Raw genomic sequence first — 25376 nt, forward strand, 5'->3', positions numbered from 1 at the left:
GTATGAACGCTATATTTTTATTGTTTGGATTTGTTTCTTTTCACCAAAAGATAAGATAAATAAAGAAGGACCATCCATATCGGAATTAGTTCAACAGGTACTTTCATTCCTGTTATCCACATGATAACCAATACGGCTACTAAAAATAAAATACAGATGTAATTACTGATCGGAAAGAGAAAAGATGGAAATTTTGTTTTTATATGCCTACGGACTTTATCCTTTTTAAAGTAGAAGTGTGTCACGGTGATCATGACCCAATTAATAATGAGCGAAGAAACAACTAACGACATTAATATTTCTAATGCATCCTGGGGCATAATTTTATTAATAACAACACAGATAGCTGCAAATAATGCCGAAACTAAGATGGCATTGACAGGAACATGGTTCTTACTTAATTTGTTTAGAAACTTCGGGGCATTGCCCTGACTTGCTAAACCATATAGCATACGGCTATTGCTATAGACACTACTGTTATAAACGGATAATGCTGCTGTTAGTACGATTAGATTTAACACATTGGCAATTAAGCTTGTTGCGTAGATGGTTTTACCAAATAGGGTAAACTGAAAACTTTTCAAAGAGTCAAACACCGTTACAAAAGGACTTGTATCTGCCGTAATCTGTTGCCAAGGCGATAGGGAGAACAAAACAATAAGGGCGCCAACATAAAAGATAAGAATTCTATAGATCACCTGATTTGTCGCTTTGGGTATATTTTTTTCAGGGTTTTCGGCCTCTGCGGCGGTGATGCCGACTAATTCTAAGCCACCAAAAGAAAACATAATCAAAGCGATCGCGGCAAGTAGACCTTCGTACGTGCCATGACTGCTTTGGGATAGCCAGCCTTTGGGGAAAAATCCCCCGTCATTATAAAGATTACTGATCGAAGATTGTGGGCTGCCTGTACCACTGATAAGCAAATAAGAACCAAACAAAATCATGGCTATAATCGCGGCTACCTTTACTATAGAAAACCAGAACTCGGCCTCTCCGTAAACTTTTACAGAAGCTAGGTTTAGTCCATTAATGATAAAAAAGAAAAACAGACTGGAAGTCCAGAGTGGTATTTCGGGCCACCAAAACTGCACATAAACACCGATAGCAGTTAGCTCTGCCATGCTTACCAATATGTACAACACCCAATAATTCCATCCTGAAGCATAACCTGCAAAAGATCCTAAGTATTTATTGGCAAAAAAGCTAAAGCTCCCAGAGACAGGTTCCTCTACAACCATTTCGCCCAATTGGCGCATGATAAAGAAAGCAATGATTCCTGCTAAAGCATAGCCCAATATCACAGATGGGCCCGCTAAAATAGCAGCCTTACCGATACCTAAAAATAGGCCTGTTCCAATAGCACCGCCTAAAGCAATCAGTTGAATGTGTCTATTCTGTAGACCTCTTTTTAATTCGTTATTTTGTTTTGGATTTTGATCCACGTAATTGTTTTTTATAAAGTTAATATACGGGCTGATATCATTAGATAGGACTAATATAGTTTTTATCTATCAATAATTCGGCATTGTATTGATGTTAATACGAGCTAATAACAACTAATCAAAGCTGAAGGGTAATTTTTTATTATTTAGCAACAAAAATAACTTTTCTATTTCAGCTCCGAATGGAATACAAAAACCGTTGACATCGAACATGACAACGGTTTTTATTTTTAATACTGAGTATATATTATACTAAAGAATGATCTCTAATTTGAATGTGATTACAGATTATTTTTTTGTTGAACTTTCGGTTGCGTCATATCACAGCCACAACCTTTACCACAACTTTTTTTACCTTTGAATGAAGCACGCATCGTTTTTGAAAAGTAGATTACCGCTGCGATAATGATTACTCCAACGATGATGTATTGAATAGTTAAATTCGTCATAATATTTTATTTTAATGCCTGATAGGCGATTAAAGCTGCTATATAAGCTAAGCCTGTCATAAATCCTACTTGAATTAAAGTCCATTTCCAAGATGCTGTTTCTTTTTTTACAATTGCTATTGTACTCATACATTGCATTGCGAAAGCATAAAATAGTAAAAGGGAAACACCTGAAGCAAGATTATAGGCAGGTAAACCTGTATTTCTGTTTACCTCAGCTCTCATTTTACTTAAGATTGTTCTTTTAGAAGCATCATCTTCAATATCTGCATCATCACCAATGCTATAAACTGTAGCCATTGTTCCAACAAAGACCTCACGCGCTGCAAATGATGATATCAAGCCAATTCCCATTTTCCAATCATACCCCAATGGTTCTACAATAGGCTCAATTACCATGCCCAGATATCCTAAATAGGAGTGTTCCACCTTATAAGAAGATATTTCATGATCGAGATCTTCTTGCGATAGCGACGGATTATTCTGCGTTACAATTTCTTCAGCATTTCTAAATTTATCACCAGGACCAAAACTTCCGAGCGCCCAAAGTATGACAGATATGGCTAAGATGATTTTACCTGCGCCAAACACGAAACTGGATGATTTGTCCCAAACATTTAAAACTAAATTTTTCCAGTCCGGGAATTTATAAGTTGGTAATTCGAAAATTAAGAAAGATTTATGTTTGGTCTTAATAATTTTATTCAATAACCATGCTGAACCAAGAGCTGCTAAAATGCCCAGAATATAAAGCGCAAATAAGATAATACCCTGAATATTGAACCCAAGAAATTTAGTGTCAGGAATGACTAAACCAATGATAACAATGTAAATTGGTAATCGTGCAGAACAGGTCATAAACGGTGTTACTAACATCGTTACCAGACGTTCTTTACTATTTTCAATGTTTCGTGCAGACATTACAGCAGGAACAGCACAAGCTACACCTGAGATCAATGGAATGACTGATTTACCATTAAGTCCAAAAGGTCTTAACCAACGGTCCATTAAGAATACTACACGGCTCATATAGCCTGTTTCTTCCATCAATGATATAAAAATATATAAGATCACAATTTGGGGAACAAAAATAACGATACCGCCAATTCCCTTAATAATACCATTGGATAACAGATCTGGAAGTGGTCCTGCTGGTAAGACACTCTGCACATAAGCCGCTAAATCGGCAAATTGCGTATCAATGAAATCCATGGCTGGTCCAGACCAATTATAAATACCTTGGAATATCAAAAACAGCACCCCAAAGAAAATCAGATAACCTAAAATAGGGTGTAGTAAGATTTTATCAATACCATTCGTAACACTTTTCGAATCGATATCTTTTGATACGATTGTACTTAATGCATGTTCTAAATTCTTATTACGCTGAATGGATTCTTCTTTTTGTAATACCTGTGGAGTTAGATTATGCTGTTTTCTAATACTTTCTAGAGCATTATTTTTTTCCTCCGGTAGAAATTCTACGTTACCTTTTGCTAAATACTGCCATGTATTGTACTCGTGTTCCAGAGGGAATAGTTTTTTTGCTTCCTCAACAGGTGTAACATATTGTGCGGGAATACTAAAGTTTCCAATATATAGTGGTGGAATTGAATCAAAAGCTTTGATCAATTTGTCAATTCCCTCACCATTACGTGCATTTGTTAAAAAAACTTTAGTCTTTAATAGGGATTCCAATTTTGGAATATCAATTTGAATACCTTTTGTCGTTGCTTCATCAATCATATTGATGACAAAAATGGCCGGTAATCCAAGCTCTCGCGCTTGTTGATAGAGAATAATTGATCTTTTTAAGTTGGACGGTTCACCGACAACAACAATTAAATTTGGTTTAAGCTTGTGTTGTTGATCGACAAGTATATTGAATACAACTTCTTCATCCAAAGAGTTTGGAAATAAGGTGTAAGTACCGGGTAAATCAATGATTTTATATGTTTTATTGTTTGCCGTTAACGAGCCTTCGCGTTTCTCAACGGTGATACCGGGATAATTTCCAACTTTCTGATTGAGTTTCGTAATACGATTAAACAGCGATGTTTTACCCACATTTGGATTCCCCAAAAGTGCAATAATAGGATTGTTCATTTATTTTGGATCGATAATGATTACTTTGGCTTCAGACTTTCTGATAGCAATCAATGAGTTACTAGCAATTATATTTAGACAGATTGGACCGTTTAAAGGGGCAATATGTTTGACTTCAATTTCGGTTCCGGGAAGGAATCCCATTTCATAAAATTTAGCGGGAATGTCATTCGAATTCAAATCAACTATTATAGCTTTTTGTCCCTTTTTAAGCTTGTCTAAACTAGATTTATCGCGCATTATTTCTCTTAATATGTAATTTTCAAATATATGAATTTTATCTGATTTAGAATGATTCTAATGTAATTCTTATGCATTTATGATAAATATGTGATATATTTAAATTATGAAAATTGATGAAGCCATACAAGTGAAAAAATTTAGTACGGAGTGGCAACGTGCCACTGTTAACCTATTGTACACAAGTAATTGGGTAACTGCAGTTTTGGAGAAGAGGGCAGAACAAAAGCAAATTACATTACGTCAATTCAATGTGCTACGGATATTGCGTGGACAATTTCCGCAACCGGTTACTAATAATTTGATAAAATCTAGAATGCTGACGAATACGCCTGATATTTCGAGGTTGATAGACCGATTGGTTCTAAAAGGACTAGTCGATCGCTGTAAGTCAAATGAAGATAAACGTGCAGTCAACTTATTAATAACAGAATTAGGGCTTAAAATCCTCGAAGAACTAGAACAAGAAATGCTTCTGAGTGATATTCTCCCGAATCATCTATCGGAAGCTGAATGTATCCAATTAAATGAACTCTTGGATAAATTTCGAGGAAGTTTAGAACCTGAAACCAAAACTACTTAGTGATCATGGTGGTCATGGCTGTGGTCATGACCATCATGATTGATTTCTTGCGTATCCTCCGAAGAAGAGTGGCTGTGATCATGGCCGTCAAATAAAAAATTCATCAAAGCAATTGCAACACCGACAAATACGGCTATCATTTTCTTTTTATTGAATTTATGATGATCTGCCGAGCCAGATTCAAATAATATTGTTGTCGATATGTGTAGGAATATACCGATGACAACAGCCATTATTTTATCAAAATACTGTTGAATATTACCAATTTCACCGGTACTTATTGCTTTACTGAAAGAGAATCCCAGAGGTGTCATCGCAGCAAAAACAATTAACAGTGTCGTAATACTCTTTTTAGAAAGATGTGTACTGATCAATAAACTTCCTAATGCAAATGCAGCAGGTATATGGTGGATTGCTATTCCAAAAACCAGCTCTGTTTGATGGGTAGCAGCTAAAGGCATCCCTTCCAAAAATGCATGTAAACATAAACTGATCATAATTCCCATAGGAAAAGCATGATGATGGCCTTCTTCATGATGAAGATGTCCATGTTCGATTCCTTGCGAGAACTGTTCTAGCACCAGTTGGAATAAGAATCCTCCTAATACATATATTCCTAAAATTTCTGCATCTGTAGTACGTGTCTGATAGACGTGCGGTATTAAATGCAGTACCGTGATGGCAAACAGATAGGCACCACTAAATGATAGAATTAATTTAAGTAAATTCGTATTGTTTCTTTTTACAAAGAACACTGCTAAACCACTTGCTAATGCAGAGAAAAAAAGAATACTTACTAAGATGATTGCGCTCATTTCGCTATAACGGGATTAAAGAATTCTGGTTTTAGTTTCTTAAAGATATATCCGGTTGCCATACCGATCAGTATCCCTAAAATTGCTCCACATAAGATATCAAACGGATAGTGAACACCCACGTATATCTGTGAAACAGAAATTAATGTTGCCCATGTGATACATAACCACATCGCATGCTTCCATTTTCTTCTGAATAATGCGATCCAGAAAAATGCTAAAGCAAAATGATTGGTGGCATGAGAAGAGGTAAAGCTAAATCCTGAACCACATCTCACACGGATATTGACCTCTTCTTTAAATACGATATCATTGCAAGGACGAACCCGTTTAACTGATTTCTTGATTAAGTGAGAAGAGACTGCATCAGAAGCTCCGAATGTAGCTAATGTCATAACAACAATCAGGATGCCCGTTTTACCATATGTTTTAATAAAGAAAATAACTAAAAAGAGGTATAAAGGAGCCCAAGTATATGGATTTCTTAAAATTGGAAGTAGCCAGTCAAATACCGGATTACTTAATCCCTGATTAATGGCTAAAAAAATTTCTTGATCAATATGTACTATTTGGTCAATCATGTTGCTGTATTAAAGTGAAATTATTTGATAACAGTTCTTCGTGATCTGAATCCAAATGTATAAATAATTTCAATTTGATGCGGATATATATGTAAAAGAAACAATGTTGCAACAAAAGTATGTTAATTATTTCAGAAAAGGAAACGCTTTATTATAAATATTTGGACTATTGTTTTATTTTTACGGAATAAACGTAATTTAACATGACTTTAATTAAATCAATATCTGGTATTAGAGGTACCATTGGTGGTCGTTCTGGAGAAGGGTTGACACCTATCGATATCGTGAAGTTCACGGCAGCTTATGGTAAGATCATTGTGAATCAGACTGGAATTAACAAGATTGTTGTTGGTCGTGATGCACGAGTTTCCGGTGAAATGGTCAGTAATTTGGTTATTGGTACTTTACAGAGTATTGGTGTAGATGTGATTGATTTAGGCTTATCCACAACTCCTACAGTTGAGATTGCGGTTCCTAAAGAAAATGCTGGTGGCGGCATAATCCTAACGGCGTCTCATAATCCAGGTCAATGGAATGCTTTAAAATTATTAAATGCTAAAGGTGAATTTATCAATGACGCCGAAGGTAAGCAAGTACTGGCATTAGGTGAAAGCTTAGATTTTGATTTTTCAGAATTCGAAGATTTGGGAACAGTTCATAAAGACACAAGCTACATGCAGAAACATATTGATGATGTTTTAGCGTTGGATCTGGTAGATGTAGAAGCTGTTAAAAATGCAAATTTCAAAATTGCAGTGGATGCCATTAATAGCACAGGAGGTTTGTTCATTCCTGCTTTGTTAGAAGCACTAGGAGTAGAAACAATTTATAAAATTCATTGTGAGCCTGATGGTAAATTTCAACATAACCCTGAACCGCTAAAAGAAAATCTTACAGATCTTTCTAAGGCAGTATTGGAAAATGGAGCTGACTTAGGTATTGCAGTAGATCCAGATGTTGACCGTTTGGTTTTCATGATGGAAGATGGTGATTTATTTGGTGAAGAATATACCTTGGTAGCAGTATCAGATTATATTTTGCAACATACAAAAGGAAATACAGTTTCTAATTTATCTTCAACAAGAGCATTGCGCGATGTAACTGTTAAACATGGAGGTCAATATTTTGCAGCCGCAGTTGGTGAAGTGAATGTAGTGACAAAAATGAAAGAAGTTAATGCCGTTATCGGTGGTGAGGGTAATGGCGGTGTAATTTACCCGGCATCACACTACGGTCGCGATTCACTTGTTGGTGTAGCAATATTTTTAACACATTTAGCAAAGTTGGGTAAAAAGGTATCTGTATATAGAGCCGAATTGCCACAATATTTTATGTCTAAGAATAAAATCACATTAACTCCAGAATTGGACATTGATGATCTTTTAGCAAAAATGGAAGCAAAATATAAGCATGAAGAGCATTCAACTATTGATGGATTGAAGATTGATTTTGAAAATGAGTGGGTTCACTTACGCAAATCAAATACAGAGCCGATTATTCGTATCTATTCTGAAGGTCCTACAGCTGAAGCCGCAGAAGCAATTGCACAAAAAATAATAGCTGAGATCGAAGAAATTATTAAGTAATTACTAGCAAAAAACTAAAGAGAGCCTAAATATTTAAGCTCTCTTTTTTGTTAATACTTATAGAATCTGTTATTTCAAAAAATCTTTAAGATCTAAATTGCTGCCGTAAAGTGCTAATATGTCGCCCTCTTGGATCACTGTTTTTGGGTTCGGTATTCCTTGAAGCACAGTGGCAACCATTCTATTTGTACCGAAAATATTTCTTTGTTCTGTCTTCTTCAGAATGGTAAGAACTAAAATATTGAACTTTTCTCTAAATCCAATTTCTAATAGATTTTTCCCAACATATTTATTGGGTACAACTGCCTCTATAATGCTATAATTGTCATTCAGTTCAAAAGATTCTAATAATCCATTCAGGCAAAGTTTTTTTGACCATCGTTCAGCAGTTTCTTGCTCCGGATGTACAATTTCGTTTACGCCAATAGCCAGTAGCACCTTTTCGTGCAGCGAATTGATTGCCCTACTGATTATCCGTTTTACAAAGTGGTTTTTACATAAAGCAGTAGCCATAATGTTGGCCCCTTCATTTTCACCTATTGCTACAATAACGGTATCTGTGTTTTTCAGGGGAAGGCTCATAAATGCGGCCTCATCTGTAGCATCGATACATATGGTATGCGTAATCTTGTCTTTGAGCATATTTACTTTTTCCATACGGTTGTCCACGCCCATAACTTCATTTCCTTGAGCTGTTAATTTCTCAGCGAGGGAAGCCCCAAAACTACCTAGCCCTATTACGATAAATTTCATATTTTATATTATAGTCATTTCTTCCGTTGGATAACGGTAATTAGTAAATTTAATTTTTTTGAATAGTGATACCAATATGGACAGCATTGTTACGCGTCCAATAAACATGATGATGATAATAACCAATTTACTCCCTGTACTTAAGTCTTCAGTAATACCAAGTGTTAAACCTACTGTGCTGTAAGCAGAAAAACATTCAAATGCAATATCAAGTAAACTCATTTTTGGGTCAAAAGTTGTTATTAAAAATACGCCCAAGCCAATGACCAATAAAGATAGTGTCATAGCAGCAAACGCTCTTCGAATGGTCCGTTCAGAGATCTCGCGTTTAAAAACCTCTATATGTTCTTTTCCTTTCGCAAGTGAAATAAAGTTAAAAATAGCCAATGAAAAAGTGCTCGTCTTGATACCACCACCTGTTGAATTTGGTGAGGCTCCGATCCACATTAATAAGATGATCAGTATGGTGGAAGAAAAGTGCAATTCATGAAAATTAATAGAATTATATCCCGCCGTTCGTGGAGTGGTAGCCGTAAAAAGAGCAGTAATGAATTTGCCTATTCCTTCATGTGAAGCAAGGGTATTATGATACTCCTTGAAAAAAAGTATAATTGTTGCAATAACAATAAGGGAAAATGTGGTGATCAGGTTAACTTTACTATTGATATTGAGAACTCGGGCTTTATAGTTATCCTGTTTTCTTTTTGTCAGCCGCATCATCAATCTATTTGCTATATGTTTAAAGTATTTAAGCACATTGATCACTATCGGAAACCCTAGTCCTCCAAAAACAAATAATAATATGATGATCAACTGTAAATTATAATTATTTACATACGTTTCTTCCATCAGTCCATTTGGCAGTGTTGAAAAACCAGCATTACAAAAAGAAGAGATGGCATGAAAGACTGCGAAAAATATTCGTTCTTCCCAATTGGGGATTACTTGAGCATTAAGTGATAAGTAGATCAACAATGCACCAAATGCTTCTACGATCAACGTAATAAGTAAAATGCGCTTTAACATGATAAAAACTTCACCTACTTTTTCCGCATTCATATAATCTTTAGTTGCCAGCTGGTGTTCATAACTGGAGCCCCCCTTAAAGAAATAGCTGAAGTAACTTGAAAAGGTTAATATACCAAGACCGCCGGCTTGAATAAGTATCATGATTACCGTCTGACCAAATAAAGTAAAATGAGTATTTGTGTTTACAACAACCAGACCCGTTACGCATACAGCACTCGTTGATGTAAATAGTGCATCAACAACGGAGAGGTCTTTATTTAAAGAGATAGGGAGTTGAAGTAATATTGTCCCTATCAATATTAATAACATGAAACTAAGAATAAATAGTTGTGTTGGACTTATTGAGGATCTATTAAACTGTAAATACTTCATTTCATAAATTTGGTGAAAATGCTTAGCAAATTTAAAAAAATTAGGCTAAATGCATATTGTTTTCTGTTTTATTAAAAATTCACGCTTGAGAATTTTTTTATTAAACTGTATTGTTAATTTAAATATCGCTAATGTTTAGATATTATAGTATCTTGTCATCACCTAGATCTATTTTAGAATTTAAGTAAAACATAAAAAGGGAATACTGTGAGCAAGTTAAAAGATTTTTTAAATCTACATCAGGGAGAAGATCAAAAGGAAAAAGTATTAGAAAATGTGATCGCTAATATTTCATTTCGCGGTGCTAATTTATGGATATTAGCTTGTGCTATTGTCATTGCATCTGTAGGCTTGAATGTCAATTCTACAGCTGTTATTATAGGCGCTATGTTAATATCGCCACTTATGGGGCCTATAGTCGGAGCCGGGTTTGCTTTGGGAACTTACGATTTTGGATTATTAAAAAAATCTTTAAAAAATTTAGTTATTGCTACGCTCGTAAGCTTATTCGTTTCCTTTTTATATTTTTCACTAAGTCCTTTTAAAGAAGCGCAATCGGAATTATTAGCCCGAACATCACCAAATATATATGACGTACTGATCGCATTTTTTGGAGGTATGGTTGGAGTTATAGCCATCACTCGAGTGGAGAAGGGAAATCCCATCCCGGGTGTAGCTATTGCTACGGCATTGATGCCGCCGCTCTGTACCGCAGGATATGGGCTAGCCATTGGTAGCCTATCTTATTTCGGAGGTGCTATGTATCTCTACATGATTAATTGCTTCTTTATCTGTATATCAACTTTTCTTATTGTCAAATTTCTGAAATACCCGAGCGTAAGCTTTTTAAATGAAGGAAAGAAAAAGCGCATTACAAGAACGATCACTTTATTAATTCTAGTCATGATTGTGCCGAGTTTTTACTTAGCATATGCATTATTGCAAGAGAAAAAATTCACGCAGCAAGTGAATACGTTTATCCAAAATGAACTTGTGCAAAAAGGATATACCCTGATTTACGAAAAAACTAAATTCAACCAACGACCTAAAAAAATTGAACTCGCATTTTTGGATAAGAAATTCTCAAAATCTGAATTGATTGATTTAAAGAGTAAACTCTCGCTTTATAATATCAATGATACAGAATTGCTTATTCGTCAAGATAGTACAGATTTAAAGCGGGATATCTTGGCAGAAATCAGTAAACGTTCAGAAAATGTGTCTGAAAAAGATATTGCTATTCAAAATCTTAGAAAGGAGCTGACAGCATATAAGTTTGAAGATCAGGAGTTAATTAAAGAGATTACCACATTATTTCCAACATTAACCCCTTTTTCTATCGGAAAGCAATTAATGGTAAATACCGCTGATAGTACCAAGATGGAAACCGTTTTGTTCTACAATGGGAAAGAAAAATTGGACAACAAAGAACTTACTAAACTGAGAGATTGGTTGAGTATTAAGCTTAATGGATCTGATATCAAGATTTTGAAAGGTGAATAGCAAAAGGAGTGGTTTAATTGAGTTATTAACCATTCTTTTTTTGGACTATTTATTAGAAAAATGGAATTCAAAGCATTTTTATCAATAGTATTCGGATTAAAATAATCGATAGTTAGTTTTCCTAAATCCATTAGTTTTTTATCAGTTTACATTATATATATTAATCTTGATCTTTTAAATTACTCCCGATGAATATCGCATTTTCATAAACCTCGCGTCCGTCACCAAAATAAGCCATGGGTACATGAATCTTCATTGTAACGACATGGGGCGCATTTTTTTCCTCACAGGAAAGCGATTAATAAACCGGATGGAAATCATGTATATAAAGACCTCTATAGGGATAAATATGCCATCGATATTCAAATCGAGTTTTCGCTCTGTTTATTGGATGAGCCCGGTGTTTTTGATTATTTTTCAACCTATTCAGAAGGCGAAAAGAAAACGATCATTGAATGGATTTATGTAGCTAAAACTGAGTAAAACAAAAGTAGAACGAATTGTTAAAACTATAAATACAATAAAAGGAAAATTAACAAGAGTGAACAAACGTTTTATATAAAGTATTTCCACTTGATTTGATTATGAACAATCTAATATGTATTTTTATAACAATGCTAGTTTTTAATGAAATGAAACATGCTATAAAACGACTTCTTGTAAATAATAAACCTTGTACCAAAGATTGATTCATGAAATATTTAATAAATACATTTTTTGTAGTTCAGTTGCTGAGCTTTTTATTTTGTGGATCCATTTCCAGTAGTGCTTATGCACAGCACAAAAATGTACTGATTATTTATAGTGACGATCAGAGTTATAACACAATTAATGCCTGGGGAAATACGGAAATCCAAACCCCTAATCTTGATAAATTAGTTAAGCAGGGGCTCAGCTTTCGGCAGGCTCATGTGATGGGCGGGCACCATGGTGCTATATGTATGCCCAGTCGGATTATGATGCTTACAGGACGCTACTTAAATCGTCTTCCTGATGATGGTAGTGTTGTTCCCGATAGTATTTTAGGATTGCCGGAAATACTGCGTGAGCACGGTTATATAACATTTCATACAGGCAAATGGCATAGTGATAAAGCTTCACACCATCGTTTCTTTAGCACCGGTAAAAATATTTTTTTTGGAGGAATGCATTTCGAAGAAAATGGGGGACAGTTTCATCCGTATGTATTTGATTATAACGAAGAGGGAAAATATCCGAAAGATCAGGGGAAAAAAAGTGATGTCTATAGTACCGAATTATATGCCAACACTGCAATTGAATTTTTAAATAGTAAGCAAGCCCGGGAAAAACCTTTCTTATGTTATGTAGCTTTTACTTCTCCTCATGATCCACGTACACCACCACCAGCATTCATGCATAAACATGATCCTGCCAAAATAACGCTACCACCCAATTTTTTAGCAGAGCACCCCTTTAATAATGGCGATTTAAAAGTACGTGATGAAATGTTGCTTCCGCACCCTAGAACTAAGAGCGGAGTAAAAGAGCAGCTTGCACTTTATTATGACATGGTAAGTGAGATGGATGCTCAGGTGGGACGTATCCTTGATGCGTTAGAAAAGTCTGGATTGCGCCAAAACACATTGATAGTGTTTGCAGGAGATAATGGTCTGGCAGTAGGACAGCATGGCTTGTTGGGTAAGCAGAACCTGTATGAGCATAGTATGCGCGTACCTATGATATTTTCAGGTCCCGACATTCCATCAAATATCCAAACAGATGCTTTTACTTACCTCAGTGATATAACACCTACTGTTTACGATTGGTTAAATATTGCAGCACCATCTACTGTTGAAGCGAAAAGTCTATATCCAATTTTTGATAATCCACTAAATAAGATAAGGAATAATATTTATAATATTTATGGACACTGGAGTAGGAGTATAAAGAGTGAAGATGGTTATAAGCTGATTGCTTATAATGTAAACGGCAATAAGCATATGCAACTTTTCAATCTCAAAGAAGATCCTTGGGAGATCAAAAATCTCGTCAATGAACCTAAGCAGCAAGCTCGTGTCAATGACTTATGGAAATTATTGAAAATTGAAATGCAACAAGCACATGATGATCTGGATATTGATCTTCCTAATTGGGGTAGAAAACCTGGACAGAAAAGTTCTGGTAGTTAGCAAATGAAATATGAGGACTACCAGGTTGTAGTTTATGTGATCAATCCAAAATGAAATTAAATTCAATATTACTAAAAAAGTTAAGTTATTTATCCTTTTTTCTGCTGATCAGATTTTCAGTATCTGCGCAGGAACAAAAGGAACTTATGAACGTTTTATTTATTATTGCTGATGATCTTACTGCCAATGCGTTATCGTCTTATGAAAATGGAGCTTCCTACAGTCCCAATATAGCCCAGTTGTCAAAAGAAGGGATTCGTTATACCCGTGCATATAGCCAATATCCGGTTTGTGGACCATCACGTGCGTCGTTGATGTTCGGGTATTATCCAACAGCAACAGGGGTGTATGGGTATACCAGCGGACGGGAGAAAGTCGGCGACGATAAAAAATCCATAGCGCAGCTTTTTAAGGATAATGGTTATTATACAGCTCGCGTTAGCAAAATCTTTCATATGGGTATTCCTATTGATATTGAAAATGGTACTCATGGCGCAGATGACAAACTTTCATGGACTGAGCGTTTTAATAGCCCAGGTCCCGAATGGAAGGCAAAAGGTGAAGGCGAATTAGTGCAGAATAATCCATATGGAAAGCTTCCTATTAAAGGTGGAAATGTAATGACAATTGTCAAAGCTGAGGGAGATGATTTAGAACATTCAGATGGACGGACAGCACAAAAAGCAATTGAGATTTTAAGAGCTAAAAAGAAAGAACCCTTTTTTTTAGCAGTAGGGCTGGTCCGCCCGCATGTACCATTTGTTGCACCTAACCAGTATTTCAATCGGTTCCCCTATCAAGAAGTTGTATTGCCTCCTAAAGTAGTAGGAGACTGGGATGATCTACCTGCTAATGCCATTAATTATGTAACTACTGTAAATGGAGAAATGACGCCGGAGCAACAGAAGAAAGCCATTGCAGCTTACTATGCTTCAGTTTATTATATGGATGCGCAAGTAGGAAAAATCTTAGCATCCTTAAAGGACGAAGGACTTGAGAAGAATACGATAGTGGTTTTCACATCCGATCATGGATTTCATTTAGGAGAACATGATTTCTGGATGAAGGTCAGTTTGCACGAAGAGTCAGTGCGGGTGCCCCTAATTATTAAAGTGCCAGGAAAGAAAAGTGCTGTTTGCAATTCCTTAGTAGAATTAATAGATTTATATCCTACACTAGCAGCATTAGCTCATATAAAACCCACCTCAAATATTCAGGGTAAAAGTTTGGAAAAAACGATTGAACACCCTGATGTTAAAATTCGTGATTTTGTGTTCTCAGTAAGTCAAAATGGGGGTAAGGGGGGAAATGCTTTTTTGATTCGATCGGATAAATGGAGCTATATTCAATATGGTGAGCATGCTGAAAATGGAGCCGAATTATATGATATGGAGCATGATCTAAAACAATATAATAATTTGGTGAAATTGCCAGCTTATTCAAGTGTAGTTGAAAAGTTGAAGCGAGTCCTAATCAATAAGATCAAAGAAACCAAATTAAATGATATAGTGCTCTGATCGTATCAATTTATTCTTTTTATCAAGCCAAATTGTTACATAAGTAATTGTTGGATTTTGTGTTTAAAATCTTAATAGTGATTATATTCGGATTCAATTATACACTGAAATAACATCTAAATGAAAAGAAATACCTTTCTAACCCTTTTATTTTTATTTGCTTTTAACACGTATGCACAGCAAAAAAAAACGACTGTTGCTCCGGATAGAAAATATTGGACAGATCTCTGTTATCAGATTTCTGCACCAATCTTAGAAAACATGAGTAAAGGCGAGCTTCAGCAACATATGATGATAGAAGTGAGTCCAAGATGGGATAACCGTGATGTGAAATTAACATATATAGAAGCTTTTGGCCGCTTAATGGCTGGGATAGCTCCCTGGTTAGCATTGCCTGATGATGGTTCGGCAGAAGGTAAACAACGGGCTCAGCTTAAGAATTGGGCGTTGTTGAGTTATTCTAATGCTGTCGATCCTAAAAGTCCAGATTATTTATTGTGGAATGGACCATCGCAGACATTAGTCGATGCCTCTTTTATAGCGCAAAGTTTTATTAGAGCTCCAGAGGCGTTATGGTATCCATTGGATGAAACCACTAAGAAGCGCTATATACAAGAATTTAAAAATCTGAGAAAAATTCAACCTCCATACAACAATTGGATCTTATTTAGAGCGACTATCGAAGCGTTTTTAGCACTTATAGGTGAAGATGTGGATGGTTTTGTCACCAGGATGGCCATCAATAAAATGAATGAGTGGTATCTGGGAGATGGTATGTATGGTGATGGGCCACTGTATGCTTTTGATTATTATAATTCATTTGTGATTCAGCCCATGTTTTTGGAGATATTGGAAGTGCTCGAGAAAAAGAAGATCGCTAGCGCAGTTAGTGCTGAACTGGCTCTGAAAAGAATGCAGCGTTACAATAATCATCTAGAACGACTGATATCTCCTGAAGGTACTTTTCCTCCAATAGGCCGATCGCTGACATATCGTATGGCGGCATTTCAGCCACTTGCTCTTGCAGCTTGGAAGTATGATATGCCAGCCGGTGTCAGCAATGGCCAAGTAAGAAATGCGCTTACAACAGTGATGAAGAATATGTTTGAGATTGCTGGTAACTTTAATAAAAAAGGATATTTGCAACTTGGATTTGTTGGCCATCAGCCCGATATTGCCGATTACTATACGAACAATGGTAGCTTATATTTGACTTCATTGATCTTTTTACCCCTTGGACTTAAGCCTGATGCACCCTTTTGGGTAGATTCTCCTGAAGATTGGACTTCTAAAAAAGCTTGGAAAGGTAAATCTTTTGCAAAAGATTATAGTGAGGCTTTGGTAAAATAAAACATTCTAATAAAATCCAATTTAAAAATCGAATCGGCTAATAGTTTTAATTAAGTAATAGCTTCATCTTTCTATATCATTCGGCAATAAATAAGCTTATTATGAGTAAATCTGCTCTTTTAATTTTTTTTTCTTTGATCTCGGGAATAAGCTGTATGGCTCAATCATTAAAAAAAGAGGCCTCAATATCTCACCCCAATATTATCTATATTTTAGCAGATGATCTTGGTTATGGAGATGTTAGTACTTTTAATCATCAATCAAAGATAAAGACGAAGTATATTGATCAGTTAGCTTCAGAAGGGATTAGATTTACGGATGCGCATAGCAATTCTTCACTATGTACACCAAGTCGTTATGGCATCCTAACAGGTCGGTATGCATGGCGGTCTTCCCTTCAAAATGGAGTTTTATGGAGTTATGATACTCCACTTATCGGAAAAAAACAAGTCACAGTAGCATCTATACTAAAGGAAAAAGGATATCATACCGCCTGTATCGGTAAGTGGCATTTAGGACTAGGATGGGGCAGGGATTCGTTAGGTCAGATCGATTTTTTTCAACCGGTTCAAGATGGACCCATAGCGAAAGGATTTGATTATTTTTTTGGTATAAGCGCCTCACTGGATATACCGCCATATGTCTATATAAGAAATGACCGTATCACTGGAACATCCATAAGTACTGTCGATGCTGCTAGAGGAAAGGGGTTTTGGAGGACTGGACCGATAGCTAATGATTTTAAGCATGCTGCTGTGCTGACAGCATTGACAGATGAGGCTGTGGGCTATATCCAAAAAAATGCAAGTTCATCGCGTCCTTTTTTTCTTTACTTACCGTTAACTTCGCCGCATACTCCCATTCTTCCTAATGATCAATTTTTAGGTAAAAGTGGAATAAATGAGTATGCAGATTTTGTAATGATGACAGATTCGATCGTAGGACGCGTTATGGCCGAATTGAAGAAGCAAGGGATTGAGAAAAACACGCTTATTATATTTACCAGTGATAATGGTTTTGCTCCAGCGGCAGGTTTAAAAGAATTGGAAAATTATGGACATCAACCAAGTTATCAATATAGAGGAACCAAATCCGATATATTTGAGGGCGGACATCGTGTTCCTTTTATTATGAAGTGGCCAACAGTTATAACAGGAGGCAGCACAGGAAATCAAACCATAAGTCTCACAGATTTTATGGCAACATGTGCAGAGATAGTGGGTACACCATTGAAGGATAATGAAGGCGAAGATAGTTACAGTATGTACCCTTTGATGAGAGAAGTGTCCCAAGGTGAATATAAAAGAAAGGATATTATTCATCACTCGGGCGAGGGTGTTTTTTCAATCAGAAAAGGTAGGTGGAAAATGGTTTTTGGAGCAGGTTCCGGTGGATGGAGTTATCCGACAACAAAAGATTTAACACAACAAAATTTACCTCAAATACAATTGTATGATTTAGATAAAGACATTTCAGAAAAACATAATGTTGCTGCTTTATATCCTTTATTGGTTAAAGAATTGACCGCTTTGATGGGTAAATATATTGAGGAGGGAAGAACGACTGCAGGAAGTTTACAAGCGAATGATGTCCCTGTTCAAATGACTAAGTAAAAGAAATTATGATTTGAGTTTTAATATTAACTTAATATATGACTAGTCTTTTGTTTATTTTTTTGCAAAAAAAATAACTATGGACAATTAATTATATCTCATAATATTGGTTCCTTCGGGCTTTTCTTTTTTTTAATAATTATTCTTTTCAACCATTTGCCTCTGAAGTGCGGGTGACTTTTGATTTTTCAGTAGGTCGCGTGTCCAATTTGCGATGATAGGAACAGCTTTGAAATAGGATTATGTAGAAACGAATTAGAATTCAGCAGTTCCCGCTTTAGCGGGAACGTCCGAACTTCATTTAAGTAAAATGCTTAGGAACACACACTCAAAACACGTAAACTCTAACTTGGAAGTTTAAACAGTAGTCAATTGCTCATTTTTCCATGTTGTTGTGCTTTAATTTTGCCATTCTACTTTATGCAAACACATTAATCTTTTACAGTAATTATAAAGCAAGACGGCTATCTCACTAAAATGTCCCGTGAATAATTAAGAAAACAAGATGAAGTTAAAAGAAGTGGGCATATTTATTCCTGAATGTACTGAATAAATTAGTTCGGCACAATCCTTAATTCAGATACTGTAAAAAGCTGAGGGACAATTTTCCAGCTCGCCCGTCTTAATAATCTTAGCCCTTTGCAAATCGATGAATTTTAATCAATAAATATATAAATCAACCACAAAAATGATGAAGAGAAGTACCCGAACCATGTTGTGCCTTATGGCAGGCATTGTTGTATTAGCATCCTGTAAAAAGGAACTTGTAGAAACATTGAAAGATAATCAGAACGAACTTAGTTCTCTACGATCTTCTCAAGTTTTAAATTTTTCTACGGCAGAATTAAAGAATTATTTCGATCATGCCAGGAGTCAAGATGCGAGTGGAGTTAAAAAGTTAAAAGCCTCTTCTTCTGGGGGACCTGAAGGTTTTAGTTCTTTGGGAGCACTGGCAAGCACTGATCCCAACGCGCAGATGCTTGTTTCCGTGATCGATGATAATTACATGGAAGATGTACTGAATGGCAACGGCGAAATTGTTGTCAGTGATGTGCTGTATAAGGTGACACCTTATGGAACATTCTTTGCCGGTAAAAACAATACCGAAAACCTCAATAAAATGTACGCGTCAATTGCCTCTGCCTATCCCATTACAACAGATGATGACTCTTATAAACGTCTCGATCTTACTGCTTTTATGGATACCAGCGCAGATTTAGGCCTTGGTGATGAGGTAGTTTTTTTAAAGGATAATATCGGCTTTATTCCCACCTTTGTCGATGATAAATCACTTAATTTACCTACAAGACCAAATAGATTAGAAGGTTTCATGGAAGATGAAGCCGATACAGGTCGTCCCACTCGTGAAAGCCGCCCTGATGACGGCCCTACACGACCGAGCCGTTCCGGTGATGGCACGGATGGCACTACACGTCCAAGCCGTAGTGGTGATGGCACGGATGGTACTACACGACCTCCCCGTGAAGGTGGTGGCACTACTGTTACCAATGGTCCTCGACCAAGTCGCGGTGGAGACGGTACACCACGTCCGCCTCGTAACGCAGGAACACCGGTCACATCGAGTAACGAGCTTGATCCTGCTATGTTTGAGAACCTGTTGGCACGCCAGATGAATAATCCTGAAGGAAAAATATTGAAAACAATATTTGAAAACAGTACAGAATATAATTATTTTGACGATAGTGATTATAGAACCAGTGTTTTACTATATAACCGAAATTATGGCTTTGCAAGAAGTGTCGGAATAAAAGTAAAACAGCAAAAAGCGGGTGGATTTTTTCAACTCGGAATCTGGGGTAAGGTCAATGCCGAAGAAATCGTTGCAGGCTGGACCGCAGTAGAATTTGAGACATTAGATCTTATTCCTCCTATGAGCTTAACTTCAGATGCTTGGCGTAGTTTTACAGATCCTACCTGGAATAAGCCCGATTATATTCCTGTATATAAAGCCGGTGATATCTTTCAGATTCTAGTTCCCTATGATATTCCTAATATCTTTCCGATTGGTCCCGATAATATTGCGGGAGAATTCAAGATTAATGAAAAGACAATTAAGCCTCTTTTGAAACTAGGGTGGGATGCACTTAAGAAAAAACTAGAAACCCCTGGGGGTGGCAAAGTGAAGACTATCAATGTTAAAGATGGGACTATTGAAGAAGTCGCACTGGTAGATCTGGACAAAGCAACTTTAGGCTTGATCTATAAAAAGGTAGAAACAGCAGGAGCAGATGGCAAAGTTAAATGTGTTTTGATGCCTTATGCAGCTAAAGAATATAATCAGGATAAAATCGAGAAAGAGTTTGCGTTTGCTATTCAGGACTTTGAAATTAAGGTATCAACAGATTTTACGAACATAAAATTCGATCCTAAAACACTTGATAATCTTAAGAAATCGATAAAAAATGGCTTTAAATTTACCAGAGCCGATGTATTTGGAGCTTCAAAAAGAAACGGTTCATGGCGCGGTGTTAGGATATATACCAAGTAAGATCGGCATTGAAAAAGTATTGCTTATTTTTAATTTCCTAAAAAGCAGGACATTTTGTTAGCCTAGCCGTTTATCTTAATAACAGATGCTATTCATAAATCGTTTATGGATAGGTGACATATACGGCGAGCCACGAGAATATAAATTCTCGTGGCTTTTTTAAATCAATCCTCAAAAAATACTCTTTCATAAGGATACTATAAATAATAAATTCTCCCGTTACTATTGAGATTGAAAACTTGAATTTATTTTTTTTAATATTTCGTGCTTTTTTCGGGACATTCATCGTTCATGACCGTCATATTATTCGATTTGTTAATGGCCATTTTACTGGCTTTATTATGAAAATTTAACTATTAAATTATTTAGAGAGAGTTTAATGGTGTGGAATTATTAATATTTTTAACACCCTAAGGTAGCTATCATATTTTTTTAATAAAGCTCACAGCATTATTAAAAAAATATGAGTTTTAGCACATCTAAATTTATAAAATCATTGTTATATGAATAAAATAAAACTTCTTTTATTAGTACTTGCGACAGTATTTATTAATAAAATCCAAGCACAGGATTTAGTATCCGATAGTACAAAAAATTGGAAAATACATGGGGAAAATACATTTCTGATTAATCAGAGTTCTTTCTCAAATTGGGCTGCAGGTGGAGTCAATTCTTTCGCTGGCAACATTGTATTAAATTATGATTTCAATTATAAAAAAGACCGATGGTCCTGGGACAACAAACTAATTGCAACGTACGGTCAGACTTTTCAGAAGGAAACAGATTGGCGAAAAAATGATGATCGACTATCTCTAAATAGCTTAATTGGGCATCAGGCAACAGAACATTGGTTATATACATTTTTCCTTAATTTTAACACACAATTTGCAAGAGGATATGATTATACCTCTCCAGATAAAAAACTTATATCCGAATGGCTTTCACCAGCATATTTAAGTTTCGGTCCAGGGATGGCTTACAAAAAATCTGATAATTTAAAATTCAATTTATCTCCGGCTGCAATACGTATTGTTTTTGTAAATAATGATAGTTTAGCAACCTCTTATGGTTTAGATTCAGGCAAAAATTCTCGTTTTGAATTTGGAGCAGCTTTTGACGCTTATTACAAAATGCAGCTCATGGAAAATATTACTTTTGAAAATATATTAAAACTCTATTCGAACTATTTAGATAAACCCAAAAACATCGATGTAGATTACACCGCTAATCTAGCGATGAAAGTTAATCAGTGGATTACAGTAAATGCAGGCGTACAATTAGTCTATGATGATAACACCAAACTACCTAAGATAGAAAATGGCGTTATAGTTGGAAAGAAATCAGATTTACAGATGAAGCAAATACTTGGTGCGGGTGTCACCTATAAATTTTAATAGAGGAGCCCTTACCTGAAAATACCATTATTCAGACAGGGCTTTCTCTTCATAAGCTTATTAACTTTATTATTAAAACCATACACATGCTATACATTTAGCAGCATTTCTAATCTATACGCTAATGCTAGAGCGCCAATATCTTTTTTCTAGATCTTAAACAACGCCGATTTTTGAGTTAAACCTCTTAGCTCTGTAACTTAATATGAAGATTTTTATCATGCGCCAGCGAATTAGGTTATTCTCATTCCATTTTCTATAAACCTAAAAACGATTGGTATGACTAAACCTACAGGTAGTTTGCTTATCATCATTTGCATAGGTATTCATCTTTCTTTTTACTTTATACAGCGATCGAAATAAATTCAACTTTCTGAGGAAAGAAAGCTCATTGACCCCGCTTTAGCGGGGTCTCTGAACCTTTCTACTATGAAATGATACGAAAGGTTTTTATAAAAATTTGCCAAAATCTGTTCAAGCTAGACGGATTAAAAACTTGAACAGTATTATCCAATAAGTAACAAAGAAATAATTTTCAGCATGGAAGTTTCCAGATCCATTTCTTTCATAATTACACTTTCAAATATAGGACGATCCTAACATCAAAATGTCCCGTCATATTGAATTAATTATAATTCAATATTGAGGCATTAAAATTTGTAATTAGAAGATGAACAGAAAAGATATATTAAAAAAATAAAGTAAAGAGGGACATTCCTTTTTTTTAATCGTCTTAAATATTGACACATGATTTTTCAAATCTGTAATGCTTGAGATACATGCTTTAAATCAAATACGATGATCTGAAATGGAAATGTATGGTTTTTATTCATCTGATTAAGAATATGTTCACGGATAGCGAGCGGGCTTTGTAATGAAGTTTCAGCAAGAGCATAAATAAAATATAAAGTGGATTATGGGAAAATTTGTTATTAAAATGGCTTCTAACGGTCAGTTTTATTTTAATTTGAAAGCGAATAATGGTCAGATTATTCTTTCGAGTGAAATGTACACAAGAAAAGGAGCTTGTATGAATGGCATTTATTCTGTAAAGAAGAATTCACAAAAAGATAACCGTTTTGAAAGCAAAATTTCTAGTACGGGAAAACCCTATTTCAATCTTAAAGCCAGCAATGGTCAGGTGATAGGAAAAAGTGAAATGTACAAAACTACAGTAGGTAGAAATAGTGGTATTACAACAGTAATAACCTATGCTCCATATGCTCCTATTGTTGAAGATTACATAAAAAAACATAGTTAACGATTATTTCAGCTCATCTAATGCACGCAACAGATTAGGGTTTAAAAATAGTTATTTGGAACAAATTTACAATGACTTATTTGGCCTGTGCACAGATGAAATTCAAGTATTTAATCAAAAAAAAGATCTATCCCAAATATTGAACGATGCCAGTGAAAAGTTAGGAATTGACCATATCACAACTAATATATTAAATTCTGTGATAGACCAGGTGGAGAGATGTAACTGCACTCATATGGCCAACTCAAGGTCCGTAACAAACTATTCTGCCATCGGGCATATGGAAAATATCATGGTTTTATATGGCGCAAGAAATCAAAAAATTGGAAGAAAAAGTGTTGCTGCAACAATTGCGGGAGGGAAGCCATTTGGCTTATATGTTACTATATAACCGATATAAAAAAATCATTGCATACAAACTGCTTAGACTCCTAAAATCCGAAGAATTGGCGCAAGATGTACTTCAGGATATTTTTTTAAAAATATGGGAGAAAAGAGATTATATTAATGCCGAATTCTCATTCCCCGCATTCTTGCATCGCCTGGTAAGAAATGAAGTTAGCGATATTATCCGCAAAGCCAACCAGGATAAACGCTTGCAGCAACAATTATTGATAAGTACGCCAATTGACTACACACATATAGAAGAACTTATCACACGAAACGAAAATATCGTCCTTCTTCAAGAGGCCCTGAAGCAACTACCTGAAAGACAACGGGAGGTTTTTTTAATGCATAAAATCGAACAGAAAAGTTATAAGGAAATTAGTGAAAACCTGAAAATTTCCCCCGCAGCCATTAATCAACATGTTTATCGCGCTATGCAGCATTTGGCTCGGATTCTTAATCCGACTGTTTGCGCATTGATGATGGTCTGTGACTGTAATACTTTTTTCTTTTAGAGGGTATATAAATATAATAAGATTAAGGTCATGAAAGATAAGAAAGATGCGTATAAATTATTCAATATATACATTCGCAATGAATATAACCTTCATCAATTGAAAGAAATTTTGGATTTCTTTGCAACGGATAAATCTGGTAAAACATTAGATGAACTCGTTGATGCTTATCTTGATGAAGAAACTGAAGACGTCCAGACCGATCAAGCGACAACACGTGTGATCTCAAATACTGATAAAGTGATCTCTTCCACTGTAAATGAATCAAAAGTGGAGCAGCCACATATTAAAAAACCATATAGACTGCACGTCGCTTTGGCCAGTGTTCTGGTAGCATCAGTCTTACTTATACTCTACGTTAACCGCGAAAAGCATAGCATTCCGCAACCCTCAATGAATATTACTAACAGTTCAATAAAACATAATAAAGCGACATTGGCTTTAGGTAATGGACAAACAATCGTATTAAATGAGCAAGAAAAAGGCATTATTGTCAATGGTGCCGACATCAGCTACGAGGACGGCAGGCAGGAGGTCGTCCAATTGAACTCGGGCATCGTCTCGCAGTTGGTGTTGTCCACGCCAGCTGGTGGGCAATACAAAATAACGTTGCCTGATGGAAGTCGTGTGTGGCTAAATGCCGCTTCATCTATCACTTATCCTTCTAGCTTTACCGATAGCGTACGACGGGTAAAACTTAAAGGTGAAGCTTTCTTTGAAGTCGTGAAGGATACCAAACATCCCCTTATTGTGGAGACAGATAAACAACTCGTAAAAGTACTCGGTACAACATTCAATATAAAAGCATATAGTGAGGGAGATGCTCAAATTACTACCTTGATTACCGGAAGCTTGTATGTTAAGCCCCTTCTTTCGCTGAATGGTAAAATCATATCGTCCGGACAACAAACCATCGTCGTCGGAGCTGGTTTGAAAACACAGAAAGCAGATATCAATGGTATCTTAGGCTGGAAAACAGGCGAATTTATTTTCCACTACACTACCTTAAAGGAAATGCTCCCTGAACTAGGGCGTTGGTACGATCTGGAAGTGCAGGTGGATGATGTTCCCGAAGCAATTTTCTATGCGGAAATCAGTCGCAGTGAAAAGCTCATGACTGTACTTTCTCTATTGGAAGAAACTAACAAAGTTAAGTTCAAGCTCGACGGGAAAAAGCTTTCTGTAAGCAAGGATTAAAAACCGTCATTGTTATTGCCA

The 25376-nt window shown here is 35.8% G+C and carries 20 protein-coding genes; 12 read left to right on the forward strand and 8 right to left on the reverse strand.

Features of this window, described 5'->3' with window-relative positions; genetic code table 11:
- Nucleotides 1-17 precede the first annotated feature (17 nt).
- The 4 genes from EDF66_RS06190 to EDF66_RS06205 form a co-directional block, all read right to left on the reverse strand.
- Nucleotides 18-1445 (reverse strand): amino acid permease, encoded by a 1428-nt coding sequence (locus EDF66_RS06190; RefSeq protein WP_132841331.1) that lies wholly within the window; start codon nucleotides 1443-1445, stop codon nucleotides 18-20.
- Between the two features lie 281 nt (nucleotides 1446-1726).
- Nucleotides 1727-1894 carry a FeoB-associated Cys-rich membrane protein gene (locus EDF66_RS06195; protein WP_021191178.1) on the reverse strand — a complete coding sequence of 56 codons (168 nt, stop codon included), beginning with the start codon at nucleotides 1892-1894 and terminating at the stop codon, nucleotides 1727-1729.
- A gap of 6 nt (nucleotides 1895-1900) precedes the next feature.
- Nucleotides 1901-4000 (reverse strand): ferrous iron transport protein B, encoded by a 2100-nt coding sequence (gene feoB / locus EDF66_RS06200; RefSeq protein WP_132841333.1) that lies wholly within the window; start codon nucleotides 3998-4000, stop codon nucleotides 1901-1903.
- The gene (locus tag EDF66_RS06205) at nucleotides 4001-4240 is read right to left on the reverse strand and encodes a ferrous iron transport protein A (RefSeq protein WP_021191175.1); all 240 of its coding nucleotides are present in this window, start codon (nucleotides 4238-4240) and stop codon (nucleotides 4001-4003) included. It lies immediately after the preceding gene.
- A 106-nt stretch (nucleotides 4241-4346) separates the two neighbouring features.
- Between EDF66_RS06205 and EDF66_RS06210 the strand changes: the two genes are divergently transcribed.
- On the forward strand, nucleotides 4347-4823 hold the full coding sequence (locus tag EDF66_RS06210) for a MarR family winged helix-turn-helix transcriptional regulator (RefSeq protein ID WP_132841335.1): 477 nt from the start codon (nucleotides 4347-4349) through the stop codon (nucleotides 4821-4823).
- Here EDF66_RS06210 and EDF66_RS06215 read toward each other — a convergent pair.
- Both EDF66_RS06215 and EDF66_RS06220 read right to left on the reverse strand, forming a co-directional pair.
- On the reverse strand, nucleotides 4820-5638 hold the full coding sequence (locus EDF66_RS06215; RefSeq protein ID WP_021191173.1) for a ZIP family metal transporter: 819 nt from the start codon (nucleotides 5636-5638) through the stop codon (nucleotides 4820-4822). The genes EDF66_RS06210 and EDF66_RS06215 overlap by 4 nt on opposite strands.
- Nucleotides 5635-6219, reverse strand: a complete 585-nt coding sequence (locus EDF66_RS06220) for a phosphatase PAP2 family protein (RefSeq protein WP_021191172.1) — start codon at nucleotides 6217-6219, stop codon at nucleotides 5635-5637. The genes EDF66_RS06215 and EDF66_RS06220 overlap by 4 nt, the downstream gene beginning before the upstream one ends.
- A 203-nt stretch (nucleotides 6220-6422) precedes the next feature.
- Here EDF66_RS06220 and glmM point away from each other — a divergent pair, with 203 nt between their 5' ends.
- The gene (glmM, locus tag EDF66_RS06225; protein WP_132841337.1) at nucleotides 6423-7805 is read left to right on the forward strand and encodes a phosphoglucosamine mutase; all 1383 of its coding nucleotides are present in this window, start codon (nucleotides 6423-6425) and stop codon (nucleotides 7803-7805) included.
- Between the two features lie 69 nt (nucleotides 7806-7874).
- Here the strand turns inward: glmM and EDF66_RS06230 are convergent, their stop codons facing one another.
- Both EDF66_RS06230 and EDF66_RS06235 read right to left on the reverse strand, forming a co-directional pair.
- Nucleotides 7875-8558, reverse strand: coding sequence for a potassium channel family protein (locus EDF66_RS06230; protein ID WP_021191170.1), 684 nt, complete (start codon nucleotides 8556-8558; stop codon nucleotides 7875-7877).
- Nucleotides 8559-8561: 3 nt separating this feature from the next.
- Nucleotides 8562-9959 (reverse strand): TrkH family potassium uptake protein, encoded by a 1398-nt coding sequence (locus EDF66_RS06235; protein WP_132841339.1) that lies wholly within the window; start codon nucleotides 9957-9959, stop codon nucleotides 8562-8564.
- A gap of 207 nt (nucleotides 9960-10166) precedes the next feature.
- Between EDF66_RS06235 and EDF66_RS06240 the strand changes: the two genes are divergently transcribed.
- From EDF66_RS06240 to EDF66_RS06285, 10 genes are all read left to right on the forward strand, one after another.
- Nucleotides 10167-11462: a DUF389 domain-containing protein gene (locus tag EDF66_RS06240; RefSeq protein ID WP_132841341.1), complete on the forward strand. Its 1296-nt coding sequence runs from the start codon at nucleotides 10167-10169 to the stop codon at nucleotides 11460-11462.
- Between the two features lie 692 nt (nucleotides 11463-12154).
- Complete coding sequence (locus EDF66_RS06245) at nucleotides 12155-13612, forward strand: sulfatase-like hydrolase/transferase (RefSeq protein ID WP_132841343.1); 1458 nt, start codon at nucleotides 12155-12157, stop codon at nucleotides 13610-13612.
- Between the two features lie 146 nt (nucleotides 13613-13758).
- On the forward strand, nucleotides 13759-15129 hold the full coding sequence (locus EDF66_RS06250) for a sulfatase (RefSeq protein WP_207898488.1): 1371 nt from the start codon (nucleotides 13759-13761) through the stop codon (nucleotides 15127-15129).
- 120 nt (nucleotides 15130-15249) lie between these two features.
- Nucleotides 15250-16479 carry a DUF2264 domain-containing protein gene (locus EDF66_RS06255; RefSeq protein ID WP_132841347.1) on the forward strand — a complete coding sequence of 410 codons (1230 nt, stop codon included), beginning with the start codon at nucleotides 15250-15252 and terminating at the stop codon, nucleotides 16477-16479.
- A gap of 101 nt (nucleotides 16480-16580) precedes the next feature.
- The gene (locus tag EDF66_RS06260) at nucleotides 16581-18092 is read left to right on the forward strand and encodes a sulfatase family protein (RefSeq protein WP_207898490.1); all 1512 of its coding nucleotides are present in this window, start codon (nucleotides 16581-16583) and stop codon (nucleotides 18090-18092) included.
- Nucleotides 18093-18780: 688 nt separating this feature from the next.
- Nucleotides 18781-20601, forward strand: a complete 1821-nt coding sequence (locus EDF66_RS06265; RefSeq protein WP_132841350.1) for a hypothetical protein — start codon at nucleotides 18781-18783, stop codon at nucleotides 20599-20601.
- Nucleotides 20602-21104: 503 nt separating this feature from the next.
- Complete coding sequence (locus EDF66_RS06270) at nucleotides 21105-21995, forward strand: DUF3078 domain-containing protein (protein ID WP_132841352.1); 891 nt, start codon at nucleotides 21105-21107, stop codon at nucleotides 21993-21995.
- Between the two features lie 916 nt (nucleotides 21996-22911).
- Nucleotides 22912-23256, forward strand: coding sequence for a YegP family protein (locus EDF66_RS06275; RefSeq protein WP_132841354.1), 345 nt, complete (start codon nucleotides 22912-22914; stop codon nucleotides 23254-23256).
- Nucleotides 23257-23558: 302 nt separating this feature from the next.
- Nucleotides 23559-24158: an RNA polymerase sigma factor gene (locus tag EDF66_RS06280; protein WP_132841356.1), complete on the forward strand. Its 600-nt coding sequence runs from the start codon at nucleotides 23559-23561 to the stop codon at nucleotides 24156-24158.
- Between the two features lie 30 nt (nucleotides 24159-24188).
- Nucleotides 24189-25355, forward strand: a complete 1167-nt coding sequence (locus EDF66_RS06285; RefSeq protein WP_132841357.1) for a FecR family protein — start codon at nucleotides 24189-24191, stop codon at nucleotides 25353-25355.
- Nucleotides 25356-25376: the final 21 nt, after the last annotated feature.

It is taken from the genome of Sphingobacterium sp. JUb20 (genome assembly GCF_004342035.1).
Taxonomy (GTDB): Bacteria; Bacteroidota; Bacteroidia; order Sphingobacteriales; family Sphingobacteriaceae; genus Sphingobacterium; species Sphingobacterium anhuiense.